The 17,647-nt window shown below is 64.1% G+C and carries 19 protein-coding genes; 12 read left to right on the top strand and 7 right to left on the bottom strand.

What is annotated here, in order from left to right; all coding sequences use genetic code 11:
- The first annotated feature begins 124 nt into the window (after positions 1-124).
- The 6 genes from GA615_RS09600 (at position 125) to GA615_RS09575 (ending at position 5,922) form a co-directional block, all read left to right on the top strand.
- Positions 125-919, top strand: a complete 795-nt coding sequence (locus GA615_RS09600; RefSeq protein ID WP_152051068.1) for a hypothetical protein — start codon at positions 125-127, stop codon at positions 917-919.
- Between the two features lie 159 nt (positions 920-1,078).
- Complete coding sequence (locus GA615_RS09595; RefSeq protein ID WP_161602253.1) at positions 1,079-2,158, top strand: PH domain-containing protein; 1,080 nt, start codon at positions 1,079-1,081, stop codon at positions 2,156-2,158.
- A 48-nt stretch (positions 2,159-2,206) separates the two neighbouring features.
- Positions 2,207-3,010: a DUF4058 family protein gene (locus GA615_RS09590; RefSeq protein WP_152051066.1), complete on the top strand. Its 804-nt coding sequence runs from the start codon at positions 2,207-2,209 to the stop codon at positions 3,008-3,010.
- Positions 3,011-3,145: 135 nt separating this feature from the next.
- Positions 3,146-4,798 carry a glucose-6-phosphate isomerase gene (pgi, locus tag GA615_RS09585; RefSeq protein ID WP_152051065.1) on the top strand — a complete coding sequence of 551 codons (1,653 nt, stop codon included), beginning with the start codon at positions 3,146-3,148 and terminating at the stop codon, positions 4,796-4,798.
- 22 nt (positions 4,799-4,820) lie between these two features.
- Positions 4,821-5,399 carry an NADPH-dependent FMN reductase gene (locus tag GA615_RS09580; protein WP_152051064.1) on the top strand — a complete coding sequence of 193 codons (579 nt, stop codon included), beginning with the start codon at positions 4,821-4,823 and terminating at the stop codon, positions 5,397-5,399.
- Positions 5,400-5,430: 31 nt separating this feature from the next.
- Positions 5,431-5,922: a DinB family protein gene (locus GA615_RS09575; RefSeq protein WP_201750150.1), complete on the top strand. Its 492-nt coding sequence runs from the start codon at positions 5,431-5,433 to the stop codon at positions 5,920-5,922.
- Positions 5,923-6,180: 258 nt separating this feature from the next.
- On the opposite strand, the gene infA is transcribed toward GA615_RS09575, so the two are convergent.
- Together infA and GA615_RS09565 are read right to left on the bottom strand one after the other, a co-directional pair.
- Positions 6,181-6,399, bottom strand: a complete 219-nt coding sequence (gene infA / locus GA615_RS09570) for a translation initiation factor IF-1 (protein WP_126723684.1) — start codon at positions 6,397-6,399, stop codon at positions 6,181-6,183.
- Positions 6,400-6,646: 247 nt separating this feature from the next.
- Positions 6,647-7,543, bottom strand: a complete 897-nt coding sequence (locus GA615_RS09565) for an SMP-30/gluconolactonase/LRE family protein (protein ID WP_152051062.1) — start codon at positions 7,541-7,543, stop codon at positions 6,647-6,649.
- Between the two features lie 265 nt (positions 7,544-7,808).
- Between GA615_RS09565 and GA615_RS09560 the strand changes: the two genes are divergently transcribed.
- From GA615_RS09560 to GA615_RS09550, 3 genes are all read left to right on the top strand, one after another.
- Positions 7,809-9,215: a tetratricopeptide repeat protein gene (locus GA615_RS09560; protein ID WP_152051061.1), complete on the top strand. Its 1,407-nt coding sequence runs from the start codon at positions 7,809-7,811 to the stop codon at positions 9,213-9,215.
- 107 nt (positions 9,216-9,322) lie between these two features.
- Positions 9,323-9,601 carry a 30S ribosomal protein S20 gene (gene rpsT / locus GA615_RS09555; RefSeq protein ID WP_152051060.1) on the top strand — a complete coding sequence of 93 codons (279 nt, stop codon included), beginning with the start codon at positions 9,323-9,325 and terminating at the stop codon, positions 9,599-9,601.
- Between the two features lie 110 nt (positions 9,602-9,711).
- On the top strand, positions 9,712-10,392 hold the full coding sequence (locus GA615_RS09550) for a hypothetical protein (RefSeq protein WP_152051059.1): 681 nt from the start codon (positions 9,712-9,714) through the stop codon (positions 10,390-10,392).
- A 54-nt stretch (positions 10,393-10,446) separates the two neighbouring features.
- Here GA615_RS09550 and GA615_RS09545 read toward each other — a convergent pair whose 3' ends face one another.
- Positions 10,447-11,535 (bottom strand): hypothetical protein, encoded by a 1,089-nt coding sequence (locus tag GA615_RS09545; RefSeq protein WP_152051058.1) that lies wholly within the window; start codon positions 11,533-11,535, stop codon positions 10,447-10,449.
- A gap of 423 nt (positions 11,536-11,958) precedes the next feature.
- On the opposite strand from GA615_RS09545, the gene GA615_RS09540 reads away from it, so the two are divergent.
- Both GA615_RS09540 and GA615_RS09535 read left to right on the top strand, forming a co-directional pair.
- Entirely contained in the window at positions 11,959-12,936 is a 978-nt protein-coding gene (locus tag GA615_RS09540; protein ID WP_152051057.1) for a hypothetical protein, read from the top strand.
- Positions 12,937-13,210: 274 nt separating this feature from the next.
- Positions 13,211-14,905, top strand: a complete 1,695-nt coding sequence (locus tag GA615_RS09535; protein ID WP_161602252.1) for a DUF11 domain-containing protein — start codon at positions 13,211-13,213, stop codon at positions 14,903-14,905.
- A gap of 101 nt (positions 14,906-15,006) precedes the next feature.
- On the opposite strand, the gene GA615_RS09530 is transcribed toward GA615_RS09535, so the two are convergent.
- Together GA615_RS09530 and pdxH are read right to left on the bottom strand one after the other, a co-directional pair.
- A complete protein-coding gene (locus GA615_RS09530) occupies positions 15,007-15,198 on the bottom strand; it encodes a hypothetical protein (protein ID WP_152051055.1) in 192 nt (63 codons plus the stop codon).
- Positions 15,199-15,312: 114 nt separating this feature from the next.
- Positions 15,313-15,945 (bottom strand): pyridoxamine 5'-phosphate oxidase, encoded by a 633-nt coding sequence (pdxH, locus tag GA615_RS09525; protein ID WP_152051054.1) that lies wholly within the window; start codon positions 15,943-15,945, stop codon positions 15,313-15,315.
- Between the two features lie 205 nt (positions 15,946-16,150).
- Here pdxH and GA615_RS09520 point away from each other — a divergent pair, with 205 nt between their 5' ends.
- Positions 16,151-16,375 carry a hypothetical protein gene (locus GA615_RS09520; RefSeq protein WP_152051053.1) on the top strand — a complete coding sequence of 75 codons (225 nt, stop codon included), beginning with the start codon at positions 16,151-16,153 and terminating at the stop codon, positions 16,373-16,375.
- 24 nt (positions 16,376-16,399) lie between these two features.
- Here the strand turns inward: GA615_RS09520 and GA615_RS09515 are convergent, their stop codons facing one another.
- Together GA615_RS09515 and GA615_RS09510 are read right to left on the bottom strand one after the other, a co-directional pair.
- Complete coding sequence (locus GA615_RS09515) at positions 16,400-16,882, bottom strand: RDD family protein (RefSeq protein WP_152051052.1); 483 nt, start codon at positions 16,880-16,882, stop codon at positions 16,400-16,402.
- A gap of 79 nt (positions 16,883-16,961) precedes the next feature.
- Positions 16,962-17,627, bottom strand: coding sequence for a metal-dependent transcriptional regulator (locus GA615_RS09510; protein ID WP_152051051.1), 666 nt, complete (start codon positions 17,625-17,627; stop codon positions 16,962-16,964).
- Positions 17,628-17,647 lie beyond the last annotated feature (20 nt).

Below are 17,647 nucleotides of genomic sequence, written 5' to 3'. Positions count from 1 at the left end.
CCAAACAACAGGAACGACCGATCCAATCCAGACAATCGGCCGTTCGATCTCCTCTGTTTCGCTCGGTTGGGCTCGGGCCGACGGCTCGACTCCGCCATCCCCCCATCGAGGAGTCACGCCGGTCATGAATCGCCCCCTCTCCCGAAGACGACGGACAAAGGCCCCGGCTGTAGAATCGTTGGAATCGCGCCAGTTGCTCAGCGTGGCGAACCCCTTGGCGCAGGGCAAGGCGGCCGAGATCGTCCACCAGTCGTTCCACAATGCCCGGCCCGCCCCTCAATCTCCCAGCCCGCTCACGACCCGAGTTTCCCTTGCGACCGATCGGCCCAGCTACGCTCCGGGCGAACCAATTACCTTCACCCTGACCCAGTCCGTCGCCGGCACCACTCCAGTCAATACCGGTCCGATGGGCAACTTCGACGTGATCGTCTCCCAGCGCGGACGGGAACTCTGGCGCCTGAGCGATCAACGCGGCCCGGTCGTCGCCTCTCACGTCCTCGTCACCATGCAACCGGGCGAGTCTCGCCAGGTTACGACCACCTGGAACGGTCGAGGGCGAGACGGAAGGCCCGTGACCGGCCCCATCGAGGTCCGTGCCGTGATCGACCGGGTCGAATCGCCGCCGCGGACCATCCAAATTGGTGTCGCCGCCTCGCAGGCCCGTCCGACGCCCCCAGCCCGACGTCCTTCTCCCATTGCGTTCAACCGCCCAACTCCCCTTCAGGCGCATCGACCGGCCCCGATCCAGGCCCACCGGCCGAACCGTGACCTCTCGGCGAATCTCGCCCAGGCCCGTCAGCAGTTTCAACACCAGCAGCAGAAGCAACTCCAACGCGCCGCCGAGGCTCGCCAGAACGCGTTTCCTCGCCCCGCTCCCCCGGCCTTTCCTGGATCGCTGCCACTCAGACGGTTCTCCTGACCGGTGACCGATCGGCTGTGCCCGGCCCGGTCGTGGCATCCGCGAGCGTTCCCACTCGGGACCCTCGCCCGTTCGCGGAGCCCGACCGGACCTTGTCCCCGTCAACCTATCCCGTGATCATTGAGGATGGGATACCCGGAGCCGATCGAGAGCCGCCCCATGCCACCCGAGACGCCCTCCCAGACCTTCCACGCGAACCGTGTGTCTCGGAACCTCGGGTCGGCCATGATCCTCATGATGCTCGTTCTGACCCTTGGGCTTCTGACCGATCCCAACGAGGGGTTCGCGGTCCAGGCCGCGCGGGCCGATGGCTTCTGGGTGATCACCTTCCTGATCGCCTTCCTCGTGGGGTTCAGCCTGATGGGCGTGGGCCTGCTCGCCCACTTCCGGAGGCATGCCCTGGTGTTCGATCCCGACGGGCTCACCGTTCGGGGTATCTTCCGCACCCGGTATCTCCCCTGGAACGATCTTCGGGAGGCCGTCTGGCGTGCCCAGAAATATCCAAGCGTGCTCCTTCGGTCCGATCGGGCAACGCTCTCGATCGACCTGAGCCCATATTCCTACTCGTGTGCTGATCGCATCGTCGCGGCCTTTCGACGCAATCTCGACCCGTCGATCCAGCGCGCGTGGGACCGCTTTGCCCTGCTCGCTGGGTTGGACGACCAGGGACTCCCGCTCCCTCAACCAAATGCCGAACCCGACCCGATCCCCGCTCCTGATGCGACTGACAATCAAGCCCGATGGGATCACCTCTTCCCGTATGTCGCGGCAACCGGGGCCTCATTCCAGGTGATCGCCGTTGATGTCCTCCCCCCGTCGTCGTCGTGGATGATCCTGGCCTTCGTGCCGGTCGCCCTCGTGGCCCTTTGGCCTGCCCCGACGTCGTTCCCACCCTCGGGAAGCCTTCAATGGCTACGGACTATGCCCGAGGAGCACCGCCGCGAGGCGATCGACTGCCTTGCGATGCTGGCGAAGATGGTGCTTGTCGGAGTGGGTTTGATCCTGCTCATCCCCATCCTGGTCGTCGCTTCGAGCCTCGGGGCCTTGCTTGCGTTGCATCGCTTCGCCCCTCAATTCGCGGACCCGGAAACGGCGAAACTGATCGGGGCATCAACCCTTTTACTCCTGACAATCCTGATTCTGATTCCCCTTGAGCGGCGGAGGAAACGCGATCGTGAGCAACGACTCGCCGAACATCATCGCATGATGTCCGAAGGCGACTCATCCCCCTCGACCTGACCTATCCTGCGTGGCGATCGGCTTATCCTCCCTGGTAGACTCAACTCCATGAGACCACCCTTTCCCGGCATGGACCCCTGGCTCGAACACCCGACCATCTGGCCGGACGTGCATAATCGCCTGATCGCCGCGATCGCCGATGTGCTCGTGCCGATGGTCGACCCCCGATATTTCGTCGGGGTCGAGAGCCGGATGGTCCTGTATCCTTCGCCAGACGACCCAAGGGGGGCACGGCCCGACCTGGCCATCACAAGGGGGCAGATCGACGCTCCCATGCCTCCGCCCAGAGGGGGAGGGGTCGCGGTCGCGCAGCAGGTTGAGGCGGAAGTGGAGGTCGTCGAGGTCGATCTGCCCGTTCGGGAGGAGGCGATCGAGGAAACCTACCTGGAAATCCGGGACACGAGATCGCATCTGCTGGTCACGATCCTTGAAATCCTCTCCCCGAGCAACAAATCAAGCGGCCGGGGGCGGGAAGCATACCTCGCCAAGCGGGAGGAGGTGCTGGAAACGCAAACGAACCTCGTCGAGATCGACCTGCTCCGGGACGGCGAGGTGACCCCCACGACACCCCCGATCCGCAGCCATTACCGCGTCCTCGTCAGTCGGAGCGTCGGACGCCCCCGGGCTCAGGTCTTTGCCTGGAATCTTCGGACTCCACTGCCGGACATTCCCATCCCCCTGCTCCCCGGCGACGCCGAGCCAATCCTCCCCCTCAACGCCACCCTGCACGACCTGATCGACCGCGCCCGGTTCTTCCGCAGGCTCGACTACGAGAAGCCCCCCTTCCCTCCCCTCTCGGAACCGGACATGGTCTGGGCGAACGCGATCGTTGCTCCGCCTCGCCCCTCCTGATCCGCGATCACGTCCACAACCGCTGGACCATCGCAATCAGGTGGTCGATCACGTAGCCTTGCAGGCAACCCGACACAAACGACACCGCAACGCCATCGCCTCGCCAAGCGATCGGCTCTCGGGAGCCATGCAACCATGTCCATCGCCACCTCGACCGCCTGGAAAACCCTCTCCACCCACGCCGAAACGATCGCCTCGCACCACCTCCGCGACCTCCTCAACGATCCCGTGCGCTGCCGGGCAATGGTCGCCGAGGCTGAGGGAATCACCCTCGATTTCTCCCGCCAGAACGCCACGCCCGAGACGCTCAAACTCCTGCTCGATCTGGCCGAGGAGGCGAAGCTCCAAGACTCGATCCAGGCCATGTTTCGGGGGGATCGGATCAACACGACCGAGGACCGCGCGGTCCTTCACGTTGCCCTGCGAGCGCCGAAGGGAACCTCGATCACCGTGGACGGCGCAAACGTCGTCGATCAGGTCCACTCCGTCCTGGAGAAGATCCGGGGGTTCAGCGATCGCGTCCGATCGGGCGAGTGGAAAGGGGCGACGGGTAAACCCCTGACCGACGTCGTCTCGATCGGCATCGGTGGCAGTTACCTCGGCCCCGAATTCGTCCACGAAGCCCTTCGCACCGATCCCGATTGCGCCCGGGCCGCCCAGGGCCGACGCCTCCGATTCCTGGCCAATGTCGATCCGATCGACGTGGCCCGCAACCTGGAAGGCCTGAACCCCGAAACGACCCTCGTGGTGATCGTCTCTAAGACCTTCACAACGGCCGAGACGATGCTGAACGCCAAGACGGTTCGCCAGTGGCTGGTCGGCTCGCTCGGCTCCGAGAGCGTGGCGAAGCATATGGTCGCCGTCAGCACCAATCTCGATGGCGTGAAGGAGTTTGGCATCGACCCGGAGAACGCCTTCGGCTTTTGGGACTGGGTCGGCGGCCGCTACAGCGTCTGCAGCGCCGTCGGTGTCGTGCCGCTGGCCCTCCAGTACGGCATGGATCATGTCGAGCCCTTTTTAAAGGGCGCTCATGCGATCGACCGTCATTTCCTCGAAACCCCCTTCGAGAGCAACCTGCCGGTCCTGCTCGGGCTGTTCGGCATCTGGAACTCGACGTTTCTGCAACGCCCGGACCGGGCCTTGCTTCCCTACTGCCAGGCACTCTTGAAGCTGGCTCCTCATATTCAGCAAGTGGACATGGAATCGAACGGCAAGCGCGTTGGGCTCGACGGCCAAACCTTACCTTACCCGACGGGCGAGATCGACTTCGGTGAACCGGGCACAAACGGTCAGCACAGCTTCTATCAGCTCTTGCATCAAGGCCGCGTGGTGCCGGCCGACTTCATCGGCTTCACCAAAAGCCAAACGCCAGTCAGCGTCGAGGGCGAACCTGTTTCGAATCATGATGAGTTGATGGCAAACTTCTTCGCCCAGCCCGATGCGCTGGCCGTCGGCAAGACGAGCGAGGAGGTCGAGGCCGAAGGGGTTCCCGCCGCGCTCGTCCCGCACAAGGTCTTTCCCGGCAATCGACCGTCGAACGTCTTGCTTCTCGACGGCTGGCTCAATCCCGAAGCCTGCGGCAAGCTGCTCGCGCTTTACGAGCACCGAACCGCGGTCCAGGGCTTCCTCTGGGGAATCAACTCGTTCGATCAGTGGGGGGTTGAGCTAGGGAAGGTCCTGGCGAAACAGGTCCGCGCACAACTCTCAGCCACCCGCAAGGAATCCGCCCCGATCGAGGGATTCAATCCCTCGACGACAGCACTCCTTCGAAAATTTCTCGGCGTTTGATCCGAGGAAAGGACCCTCCCTGATGAGCCTCGACCTGCTCGTCCTGTACGGCTCTGTCCGTTCCGATCGCCAGGGGATCAAGGCCGCTCGATTCCTCGAAGCGATGTGCCAGGTTCGGGGCCATCGGGCCACCTTGATCGATCCGAAAGAGGTCGATCTCCCCCTGCTCGATCGGATGTACAAGGAATATCCGGCTGGCCAGGCTCCCGAACCGCTCGAACGCCTCGCCTCGCAGATCAAGGCGGCCGACGCGTTCATCGTCGTCTCTGGAGAATACAACCACTCGATTCCGCCGGCGCTCTCGAACCTGCTGAGCCACTTTCTGGAAGAGTGGTTCTGGCGTCCGTCGGCGATCGTCTGCTACTCCGCAGGAGCCTTCGGCGGGGTCCGGGCGGCCATGCAGCTCCGGGCGATGCTCTGCGAACTGGGCACGCCAAGCATTCCCTCGCTCCTCCCCATTCCGAAGGTCCAGGATGTGTTTACGGAGGACGGTTCTCCCCTGAACGACGCCTGGCCGCGCAGGGCCTCGAAATTCCTGGACGAGCTGGAATGGTATGCGCAAGCCCTCAAGGCCGCTCGGGGATCGGGAGTCCCTTACTGAACCAACCCCTCCCCCTCAAGGAGCCTTCCTCTTGGAGACGACCGACCGAGATGCCCTGCTCCGCGCCCACCTGCTCGAATTGCTCGATGCCGGGGCGGCGCACCTCGATTTCGAATCGGCGGTCAGCGGACTCGATCCGGCTTTATGGGGGGTTCGCCCCGAGGGCCTTCCCCACTCTCCCTGGGAACTCCTGGAACATCTCCGGATTTGCCAGCGAGACATTCTCGACTTCTGCCGATCGGCCGACTTCGCCCCGCTTCAGTGGCCCGACGACTACTGGCCCGACCAGGAGACGGTCCCGAACGACCTCGCCTGGGACCGCGCGATCGCTTCCTTCCGATCCGACGCTCAGGCGATGCGCGACCTGATCGCCGACCCTCAAACCGACCTGCTCAAGCCCCTTCCCTGGGGAACCGGCCAGTCCATTGCCCGAGAGGCCATGCTGCTGGCCGACCATAACGCCTACCACCTCGGTCAGCTCGTCTGTGTGCGTCGCCTCCTAGGAGCCTGGGGCGACGCATGACGGCGCATGCAGACGCACTCACACGTCGAGACGTCATCCCCATCGAATCGAAGCCTCAACGTGAGCTGTCGCTGGGTTGCTCGGCGATCCTGAGCGCGGGGTCGAGGATGAGATCGAGCGGCAATGCGTCCCCGGCGGGCGTCGGGGGAGACCGCCCGTTGCGTCGGGTTCGCGGGTTGGAGCGGGGGCAAACGGTGGGAATCGATCCGGCAAGTTCGGAGCGGGTCCGTTGCACTGCGTTGCGAGGCGGGGTCGGAATCAGCGCTCTCGATAGACAATGCGGCCCTTGGTGATATCGTACGGGGTGATCTCGACGGTCACCCGGTCACCGGGGACGATGCGGATAAAATTCTTGCGCATCTTTCCGGCGATATGAGCCAGCACACGGTGGCCATTTTCCAGCTCGACCATGAACTGTGTGTTGGGCAGCGCCTCGACGATGCGCCCTTCGGTCCGTAACGGTTCCTCTTTGGCCACAAGGCCCTCCAGGGTCAGCCGATCCCGGCGCCGGCGGTGCAAAACCGGGGGTCGTGGGGGAGTCGGATCGCCGGGTCGATCCGATCGACCGGGAGGTCGCCTGGCGGTTGCGCGGCGAACCGTTCCCGAGTCAATGATCATTTTATCCGAAGCCGGCCGTCAAACCAGCCGGTTTTTTTCTGGAGTCTTGCCCCGGGTCGCTCCACCAGGGGCGAATCGCCCTGGTTCTTCGGGGAATTCCCCACGATCAGGCCGGCAGAAACGGAGGTGTCACGCCCTCCACCTTCAACCGAACGCGGTACACGGAATCGACCGCCGTGATGGCCAATGAGCGACCGTCGCGCCCCCACCAGTTCAGATTCGACGGCCGCTTCGGCGTGGCGATGATTCCCAGCAAGGTACCGTCGGGCCGATAGACCCAGATCCCTTGAGCGACGGCCACATAAAGGCGACCTTCCCGGTCAACCTTCAGGCCGTCCGGGCCTCCCGGTTGCTCGGGGTCCATCGTGGCGAAGACCCGGTCGCTTGCCGGATCGACCCGGCCGGACGCGTCGATCTGGAACGCCCGGATGTGGTACTTGGCGGTATCGCAGACGTAAAGCGTCCGCTCATCCGGCGAGAAGGCCAGGCCGTTCGGCTTCTCGAACCCTTCATGGATAATCGGGCGCAAGACTCCGTCGGTCGTCAGGGAGAAGACAGCCTGATAGGGCAACTCCTTCTGCTCGGGGCTCGGGACGCCATAAGGAGGGTCGGTGAAGACCATCAGGCCATCACTTCGGCAGACCACATCGTTCGGGCTGTTGAGGCGTTTCCCCTCGAACCGCTCGGCGACCGTCTCGACGCCCGACCCGTCGGAATTCATCCGAGAGACGCGCCGGCCGTTCTGCTCGCAGAAGACAATGCGGCCGTCAGGTCCGAAGGTCTGACCGTTGGCGGCTCCGGTTCGCTCGCGAAGCACTGCGGCGGGTCCGCCTCCTGGAGGAAGCCGATAGGTTCGTTCCGCCTTGATGTCCTGCCAGATCAAGGAATCATCGGGAAGCCAGAGGGGCCCTTCGGTAAACTCAAAGCCCTGGGCGAGCGTCTCAAGGGGACCGGCGATCAGGTCGATCAACCCCTCGTCTCGCAGGATCGAGGCGGTGGTCATGGTCGAGGATCTCCATCGTCAATCGTCGGGAAGCGAATCCGGGCGTACCCTCGGGATCGAGTGAAGCCGGTGCTCGGCATGGTTGCCAGGCGTCGAGTCCCTGACAAGGGCTCGTCACTCTCGGACGCACCTCTGATGCCGAAGGCCGAAGGTTGACCATCGAAGGCGTTGTGATAGCGTGTTATGATCGGCGAGACCGATCCGGGCGCGGAGTGGCGTCCGGTGTCTGCAGTGACTGCCCCATTCTGTCAGGGGGTCGCGTTTCATGGACTCCGCACCGCAACCCGATCCGAAGGACCTCCAACGAGCCGAGGCGTTCTTCAACTACGGGAATGAAGCCACCGCGCGTGGCAACCTCCCGTACGCGATGGACATGTACAAAAATGCGCTGAAGATTGCCCCGCTGGACCTCAAATTCCGTCAGGGCCTTCGGAACGCCATGCGGAAGAAGTTCAACAACGATCCCTCGAAGGTCGGGATGTTTGCGGGGGCCAAGATGCAGCCGATCCGGCTCCGGATCAAGGCTTCCAAGGGACGCAGCCACTGGCTCGAAGCGATCGAGCATTGCGAAGAAGCGTTCGCGCACAACCCCTGGGATGTCGGCGTCAGCCGAGATCTGGCCGAGGCAGCCGAGCAGCTCGGAGCTCCTGCCCTGGCTCGCTGGGCCCTGGAGTCGGTCCAGAACCAGGCGGCCGAGGATGTGAGCTTCTGGAAACACATGGCCCACGTTTATGCCTTTGCCGAAGACTTCCCCCGAGCCATTCTCTGCTGGGAGCGAATCAAGAAACTCTCTCCGGGAGACGAAGAAGCCGCCCGGCAGATCAACGCCCTGTCGGCCAGTCAGACAATTCACGGCAGCGGCCTGAACAACCAGGTCAAACGCCAGGAGTCGCCCGCCTCCACGACTTTGCCCGAGGCAGACGAGGACGCCGAGGCCCTGCGCGGCAAGCAAGCCATGAGTCCCGAGGAACGCATGGAGCGGGACATCAAGGAGACCCCCTCCCGTCCCGGCCCTTACCTCGAACTGGCCTCACAGTACCGACTCCAGCAACGACTGGACGAAGCGAGGGACGTGCTGGCTCGCGGCCTGAAAGCCCTTCCCGACGACGCCTTGCTCCGAGACACCTACGCCGAAATTCAGATCGCCCGGCTCCGCAAAGCCATCGAAGTCATCAAGGCTCGCCTGCGTGACCATCCCGACGACACCGAAGCGCAGAGCAAGCTTGAGAAATTTCACGCCAAGCTCTCCGATTACGAACTCGCCGAGTACCGTCGTCGCGCCGAATCCCGCCCCGACGATCTGCAACTTCGCTTCGAGCTCGGCCGCCGACTCGCTGCGGCCGGGCAGCACGACGCGGCCATCGCCGAGTTCCAGGCCGCTCGGTCCTCTCCCGCCCTGAAGGTCAAGGCCCTCATCGGCGCAGGAGCCTCGTTCGAGGCCAGCGGCGTCCCCAAACTCGCCGAACGCAGCTACGCCGAAGCCTTGAAGGCCGCGGACCCGGAAGACCACGAGGTCCTGAACGATCTTCATTACCGCCTCGGCCGGGTGGCCGAGCAAATGGGGAACCTCGACGACGCCGAAACTCACTACAACGAGGTCGCCGCCAACAACTTTGGTTATCTCGACGTGGCGCAGCGGCTCCGGAGCTTGAACCAGCGGATGTCTTCGTGATACAATCGACGCTTTGCCGGTCGGCGTGATGGTTCGCGGTCTCGCGACCACCGCTCCCGGACGTTCGAACGATTTCCTCCCCCCGCCTGACGGGACCCGATCGAGCAATGCCCAATACCGAATCCGCCAAGAAGCGTCTTCGCCAGAACGAAAAACGCCGGATGCGCAACCGGATCGCCAAGAAGATCATCAAGACCTACACGAAGCGGACCCTCACGGCCGCCTCCGAAGGGAATCTTGAGGCTGCCGAGGCTGATTTCCGCTTCACCATCGCCAAGCTCGACCGAGCGGGTGTGCGCCGGGTCCTGCACCCGAACACCGCGGCCCGCCGCAAGAGCCGATTGACCCGGGAATTCAATGCGCTGAAAAACGCCCCGAAATCCTGAATCTCACAGGATTTCCGTCGGTGTTTCTCCAACGGTGAACGACCTGATCCGGCCCCGGATCGGGTCGTTTTGCGTTGCCTCGGTCGATTCCCAACCAAGAGGCTCGTGCAATGGGCTCGCTCGGCTCGGAGTTCGACGCCATTTCCGAAGCCCTGGCCCGCGCCTTCGGCAACGAGCCACCAAGTTCCCCCGTTGCGATCGATCCCTTCCGCAATCTGCTGCGGCTTGTCCTGGATGCGCAACGAGGTCTACGCGTCGATCAGGCGATTGAGGCCCTCGACCGTGCGGGATGGTCCGATGATCCCGAGGCGCTGAGTGCGGTCGATCCTCAGGAGCTGTCCGACCTGCTGCGTGATCCTCGGGGGAAGGTGCCGGCCGGCGTTGTCCCCCTCTTGCTTCGAATCGCCTCGTGGGTGAGGGATCACGGAGGGATGGACGCCCTCGGCGCGATCGACACGGAAACCCTTCGAGACGAGCTGCGATCGATCCGGGGAATCGGCTCCACCACAGCGAACAGAATCTTGCTCGAAGTGCTTCGGCGACCAACGTTTCCGATCAGCCGATCCGATTACCGCATCCTCATTCGACACGGCTGGATCGACCCCGGAGCCGAGGAAACCGAGGCCAGGGAGGTCGTCGAGGGAACCGTTGCCGACGATCCGGACGCGATGCTCCGCCTTGCGTTCTGGTTCGAGTCGCTTGCCCGCTTCTGCAAGGCAACGGCCCCTCGGTGCGATCGCTGCCCGCTTCAGCCGTTCTTGCCGGAAGGCGGGCCACTCGACCCGGAATAACTTCCGGGCCGAGCACACTCCGAACCGTTCGAGTGGAACCCGAAGCGTCTCACCTTAGTTGCCTGGAGGGGTGGATCGGTTGAGCTGCCCCGGAGGACTGGGCGGCAATTCGCTACCGATCGGCGGGATTTGCAGGACATCCTTCAGAACCGCTCCGGGATCGCTCGCCCCCTCGCCACCGGCCTGCAAATTCGCGGCCTCGATCAAGCGGGCAAATTGCTCAGCCTCGGCGATCAAGGATTCCGTGCGGTCACTCACGCGCTCCCGGTCGATATCGGGCACGCTGAAGCTAAACTCCCGATCGCTGAACTCGGGTTCGAAATCGACCTCGGTATAGGTGAGCAAGAAACGGCTCGGCGGTTCCTCCTCCGTCGCGACGTTGCCGAGTGGCCGACCGGTTGCGGGATCGACCTTCGGCGTGTTCGCTCCTCGAACGATCGCCCGCTTCTTGCCCAGCATCAAGACCTGATACGGCCAGCCGGTTTCCTTGTCGATCTGGAGTTCCACGACACTTGGGATATAGGCCGGCACGGACGCCATCGGCGCCAGTCCCATCGCGTTCAGGTCTTTCCAGTTTCCGCGAAGAATCCAGACCGGCCGCCCCTTCCATTCGCCTTCCAGACGGCGGTCGAACCGCACCGACTGCCGCAACCCGTCCAGCAGCCAGTGAGGCCCAGAGAGCCCTAACCGCTGCTGAATAAAGTGGTTCCGGTGAAGCTCCTCGTAAGGCTCCTGGTTGATTCGTTCCAGGATCGTGGGCAGCGCGAGCCGGTAGTAATAGGTCTGGTCGAGGATCTGGGAGACATCCCAGAGGACGTTGCCGTCGCTGACCTGCCGCATGCGTCCCTGGGCCTGAGGAAGCCCTTGGACTTGCAGGTCGAGGCTGAAGGTATAGGGGCCCGATCGGGCGTATTCCCCTTCGATCGTGAACACCTGTCCGAGCATGTCGACCTCCTGACGAACGGAGGCTCGCACCTGCTCAAGCGCGTGGATCTTGACCAGGGCCTCATCGAGCGTCAGTTCCGCCTCGGTCGGCGGTTCCGGCGGCACCGGAGGCGGGGCAAACGTCGGGTCCTGCGCGAGGCTCAGCAGCGGCAAAAGGCCAGCCACGAGCAGAGGGAGAAGCAGACGAATGTTGGACATGGCCGGGTCGTGCCGTTCTTTACTCAAGGGCAGGAAAGGACTGTCCGATCTTATCGCCAGGCGCCGGACGCGGCAAGTCCGGCGGGATCGCCCCGACTCGGTTCGTTTCCAGGGAAGGAGACGGCCGTGCGCGGGACTTTGAGGGTCGGGCGATCAAATCGCTCGACGCTCGGGTATCGGCCGATCGGTCGAAGGCAGGGATGCCCGAGGCCGGTTGGCTTGCGGTCCCCTGGCCATCGGCCGCGCCGCGACCGGCGAGCGACCTGGCCTTTAAGGCCGAGTCGGTCTGCGGTCAGCCCGAGGAGGAAGGCATTCACTCCCATCGTCCGATGACCCGGATCACTCGTCCTACCCATTGGTTCGGGTAGGGCGACGGTCTGTCGAGGGTATCATCGCGTCGAGGGGGCGGGAGGTCAATTCAGGATGAAGACGCTCGGAGTGCTGATGTTGGCGGCGGCAGCGACCGGGACCGGCGGGATGTTCGACGGGCCCGGGAAACCGCATGCCTTGACAAGCCTGTTCCGGCCCCACGTGGTCCGTTATGGTCCGCCGCCGGCTTCTGGACCGATCATGGCTCCACCGACCGATCCGGCCCTGTCGGGTGCTGGGTTCGGGGCCAATCGCATGTTTGCCAACACGACCAGCCAGGTCTTCTTCGTCGATCCGGCGAACATGGAGATCAGCTGGCAAACCGCCGGGCCGGATGGCTCGCCGGTCTATCTGCCGCCGCAACTGACCGTGCCGGCGCGTTACAATTTCCGGCAGGGCTTCATTTATCGGTTGAAGCTCACCAACATCGCCAACAACCCTGGCCTGTCGCTCTATCCGACGATCGAGGTCGCCCCCTCGTCGCCGCAGACCGACGCCTATCTGACCCACAACCCGATTCCGGTCCAGTTCACCCAGGAGGACTTCGACCAGGTCCGGGCCGGGAACTTCGTGACCAAGGTGGTTTACCTGCCTGATCCGAAATTCCAGGAGCTGGCCGTTGCCGGCCTTTACGGTGCCGAGACCCTGGTCTCGACTCGCCTGGAGCCTGGGGTTGATCCAATTCTTGAAGCCGACAAGCGTGGGACCATCCTCATGGTCATCCGCGTCGGAGCGATCGACCTCGAAATGCCTCCTGGTGGTTCCGGCAGTGTTGCGGCCCCGGCCGCTGACGGTTACGCCCCGGGAGAGGTCATCTACGGAGAGCCCGGCACGATGACTCCTCCCCCGTCTCCGGAATTGAACACAATCGCCCCGCCGGTGGAGGAGGTTCCGGTCGAAGGCTCCTCGCCGTCGACATTCATCCCGCCGGTGGCCGAGCCCTCGGTGGCTCCGGTCTCGATGCCGGTTCCTCCCTTGCCGCAGACGGGATCTCCGTCTCCGTTCACCGGAAGCCTGCCTGAGCTTCCGTGATCGGTGATGGTTCCGATTGACCCGGTCAGTCTCCTTCCGGGTCTTTCGCAGAGGCCATGCCCCGCGGGTGCCGAGTTTCGGCCCCGCCGGGGTGATGGCGCGTTCCGGGGGCCTCTCACCGATCGGGACTTCACCCGGCCCCGGCCCGCTCACAATCCAACCCGCCGGAGACGTCCGGGAGCGTCGAGCCTGTCCAGTTGAATTTCCAGGCTCCGTTCCGTTTCCGGTGCGCGACCGCCGCTTCAAGAACCCAGGAAGAGGGAGGGACCGACCCATGACGCGAGTACGACGGACCGGCTGGGCGTTGACGGCGGCCCTGCTGCTGTCCATCTCGGTAGGAATGGCCGGCGGAGCGGCCCAGGCCCGGCAGGTCGCATTTGACGACCCGACCGCCGGTGTTGCTGTCGTGGGAGAGGCTCCGGCCCCCGCTGGGCCGATGTTGCCCCCTCAGATCCAGGTCGTCCGCCTCTCGGGTCCGCTGGGTATGGGGATTGAGGTGCTCGAACCGGCCCCCATGATCCTCTCCGACCCGAACGATGATCCGGCCATCCACGGCCTGACCGTCGGCCTCCAGGTCGGGGTCGGCTATCGGCTTCGGCTGTCGAACCTGCCCAATCAGCCCGAGGCCGAGGTCTTCCCGGTCGTCGAGGTTGTCGGGCACCTGCACCGACCTGCTGACATCGACCCGACCCGCTTCCCGATCCAGGTGATCTTCAGCCAGGAAGACCTGATCGACGTCGCCGAATCGGGCCGACTGGTCACGCAGGTCGTCTACCTCGAAGCTCCCGACCAGGCCTTGCCCCTGTCGATCCCCAAAAACCAGATTCCCGTCACGACCCTCAGCCCCGGCGAGGAACCGCTTCGGGTGGCCGGCGCTCTCGGTCGGGTCATGGCCATTGTTCGCCTCGGAGGTCGGACCCCGGTGCCGGGCGAACCGCTCGGCGGCTTCGGAGCGACGAGCCTGGGCGTTGGTCCTTGCCCGTTCGAGACGACCGAGGGGGTTCGCTGCGGCGTTCCGATTTGCCCTCCCGTGTCGTTCGGCCTCGCGCCCAAACCGCTGTTTCCGGGCGACGAATATCTCTGCGACGGTGGCGATCACCAGAACAAGGCCGGCATCGGACCCGATGGCCAGGTCGTCGGCGTTGAGCCGAGAGACGCGATGATCCGATTCAACGCCGGCTCGAAACCCCGAGTCCTGCCAACGAACACGGTCTGCATCTACGCCCCTCGTTTTGCCGCGGTCAGAACCAGTCTTGGCGTGAACGAGAATCGACTGATTACCGTGCCCCGAGGCGCCGAAGCTCTGACCCGTCAAATGCAGGAAGCGACCGTCCGGCCTCCGCTGCGAATGACCCAGAATCTCGCAGCCAACGCCGTACGAGATCGTCGACGCGCCTCGGCCATGGAGGGTCGAACCCCACCGATCACGCACATTGAGGTCCGGGTCCTCAACGGCCTGACCGACGTGGTGACCATCGACCATCAAGAACTGGTCCAGGGGCCGCAGGTCTCGGTCAACGAGGTCGGCCCGAAGATCAACCGCCGCGCGACCCCTCCCCTCGGCATCAAGACGGCCGAAGGGCCGGTCATCACCGGGATCATCCAGGGGGCCAGCCAGACCATCGTCTCCCGAAGCGCTGGTGAGCTGGCCGGAGTCGAGACCCCGCCCGATCTGCCTGGCCTGGCGGTCAACAAGGAAACCAACACCGACGTGGCCGAGCCCGGCCAAGTGGTGACCTTCACGATCCGATGGCGCAACATGGGCAACGTGCCCATCCACTCAGTCTCGATTGTCGATAGCTTGCTGCCTCGATTCGAGTACGAACCGGACAGCGCCCGAGGGCCCGTCGGTGCGATCTTCACGGCCGCGGAAAATCAGACCGGCTCGGTCGAGCTTCGCTGGGACCTTCCCGAGCCCGTCCTGCCCGGTGCCGAGGGGTCGGTCTCCTTCAAGGCTCGCGTCCGCTAAGCGGCCTTCTCGCAACGGCTGGTCAGGAATCAGCATGGCCCTTCACGCCGATCCCAAAGGATGGGCGTGAAGGGCTATTGTGTATCAGGAGCGCCGTCGGTTTATTCAGGATTGGCGATCTGATGCTCGACGGCTTCCACCCGATGCCGGAACTTCTCGAAGGACAGGACCAGCTCGCGCAGCTCCTCGTGGATTTCCTTGACTTTCACACCCAGCTCGGCCAGTTCGACCTTCAGGTCGTCCGCCTGAGCCGGACCGCCACCATCAGACATGGGAGAATCTTGGCGGCTCATGATTCAGTCTCCCTCGAATGTTCGGTTCGGGAGGCCTTGAGTGGATCGAACACCACCGCTCATGACACCCCGAACAGACAGGGTTATCCCGATTCGTTTCCAGGAGATCACCGCTCAGGGAGCGAGACGCTCGGTCCTCCAACCGCTCGATCCGGGAACATAGCGGATGCGGTCGTGCAGGCGGCCGGGTCGCCCTTGCCAGAACTCGAAGCCGTCGGGGACGAGCAGGTAACCTCCCCAGTGAGGAGGCCGGGGAATGGTGTCACCAAAGCGTTCGGTCGCCTCCTGGAACCTCGCTTCCAAACTGCGGCGGTCGCTGACCACCGTACTCTGATCCGAGGCCCAGGCTCCGAGCTTCGTCTCGGTCGGCCGCTGCTGGAAGTAGGCGTCAGACTCCTCCGGCGAAAGCCGTTCCACGCGTCCTTCGATGCGGACCTGCCGCTCGATCTCGTGCCAATCAAAGAGCAACGAGGCGAACGGATTGACCTCCAGGTCGCGGCCTTTGCGGCTCTGGTAATTGGTGAAGAAGCGGAACCCCCTGGCATCAACCCCTCGTAACAGCACGATCCGGGCCGAGGGTCTTCCCTCCGCCGAAACCGTGGCCAGGGCCATCGCGTAGGGCTCATCCAGCCCCGCTCGCTCGGCATCGGCAAACCACAGGGCGAACTGACGAATCGGGTCGGGATCGACCTCGGCCTCGGTCAAGGACCCGAGCCGGTACTCCCGACGAGCAGTGATCGACTCCACGGTGTCACGCTCCAGCGGCATCCGACGTAGCTGTCATGGATGCAATGAATCAGGGCCAAACGGTGCGGAAGCCGCCAGCCCGCGATGGGTTGTCTCGGGTCGAAAGGAACTCCGTTCGTTCGCTCGGCCCGACAGGATCCATTGTAGCCCTGCCGTCAGTCTGCTCCTAGGACGGCGCTCAACCCTTTTCGGCGTGGAGTCGACGATGATCCTCCAGCTCCGTCACGGCAAGACTCTGTACGAGGTCAACGTTCCCCGAGGCTCTCAGATTCACCGCACCGCGATCGGGTTGCCCATGCTGGTCGTTCCCGGCCCTCGGCCGCAGGATACCGCGTCCTGGGTCGGGGCTCAGGAAATCGTGGGAGCCGCTCGACGGGGTCAGTACGGCATGAGCTTTCGCTCGGAACGTCGGCTGGCCGCCTGCTTCTGAGTCCAAGGTCGAGGGGCACGGAGATCAGCGCGAGCGCACCACGAGCGTCCCGGCGATCAGGTCGTGGAGGGCGCGGTGCTGCTCGGTGAATGCGGCCATGACGAACCCCAGGCCGAAGGGAATCAACGAGAGCAATTTCGCGAAGAATCGTCCCAGGGCTCGGGAGAACGAGAGGCGTTGGTCCTGATCGGTCGTGACCTTCATGCCCAGCGCGAGCTTGCCGAGCGTGGCCTGACGGCTGCCGCTTTCCAGGGTCGCAAAGTACAGGACGATCAGCGCGAACGAGAGCAAGGCACCCAGCGGCCTGGCCGTCTCGGGGGCAAGGCTGGTCACGTCGAGCAGCCCATTCAGACCGGCGCAGGCGGCGAGCAAGATCAGGTAATCGATTCCCAGCGCAATGGCCCTTGGCAAAATTCCTGCCGGGGTCGCGGACGACCTGACCGCCTCCTCGTCTCGCGCTCGACGGAATTGACGAGACTCGGCTCCGCTCCAATCGGTCATCGTCATTGCACGCGCACTCCGTTTCTTAGCGGGGAAGGCCTGGTCGGCGATCACTCAGAACATCCATCGACGGGATTGTTCAGGTTCACGAAATGCTCGTCACGATCACCTTTCCCGCGGCTTCGCGTCCCAAGGCGATGGGATGATCACCCACCTGGACGACCATTGCTCCCGACTCGCTCCGGTTCTCGGCCACGATCCCTTCGGCTCCGAGGTCGAGACCGCAATCGGTCAGGTATCGCAGGAAGCTCGGGTCCTGATCCACCACCCGGGCGATCCGAAACCGCTCCGAGGCGTCGAGGTCGTTCAACGGTCGGCCCGAGGGCAGGTCGAGCGAGCCGTCGGCCTTCGGAATCGGGTCGCCGTGCGGGTCCACGGAGGGATGGTTGAGGAAGGCGTCGATGCGGTCGATCAACGACTCGGAAACGGCGTGTTCCATGTGCTCGGCTTCTTCGTGCACCTCGTCCCAGTGCATTTGCAGCGTCTGGACGAGGAACAGTTCGAGCAACCGATGACGTCGCAAGACCTTCAGGGCCAGCCGCTCGCCTTGCGGAGAGAGTCGGACCCCTTCATACGGTGTATAAGAAGCCAGGCCCGCTTCGGAGAGGGTCTTGAGCATTCCGGTCACGGTGCCCGGCGAGACGTTGAGCGCCTGCGCCAGCTCTCCCGTGGCCACGATCCGATCGGGAACCTCCCGAGAGGCAATCAGATAGATCGTCTTGACGTAGTTCTCAACAGTCAGACTCGCCACGCGACCGGTCCCTTTCCGAC

The organism is Tautonia marina (assembly GCF_009177065.1).
Taxonomy (GTDB): Bacteria; Planctomycetota; Planctomycetia; order Isosphaerales; family Isosphaeraceae; genus Tautonia; species Tautonia marina.
This window is presented reverse-complemented; position numbering and strand designations above follow the sequence as displayed.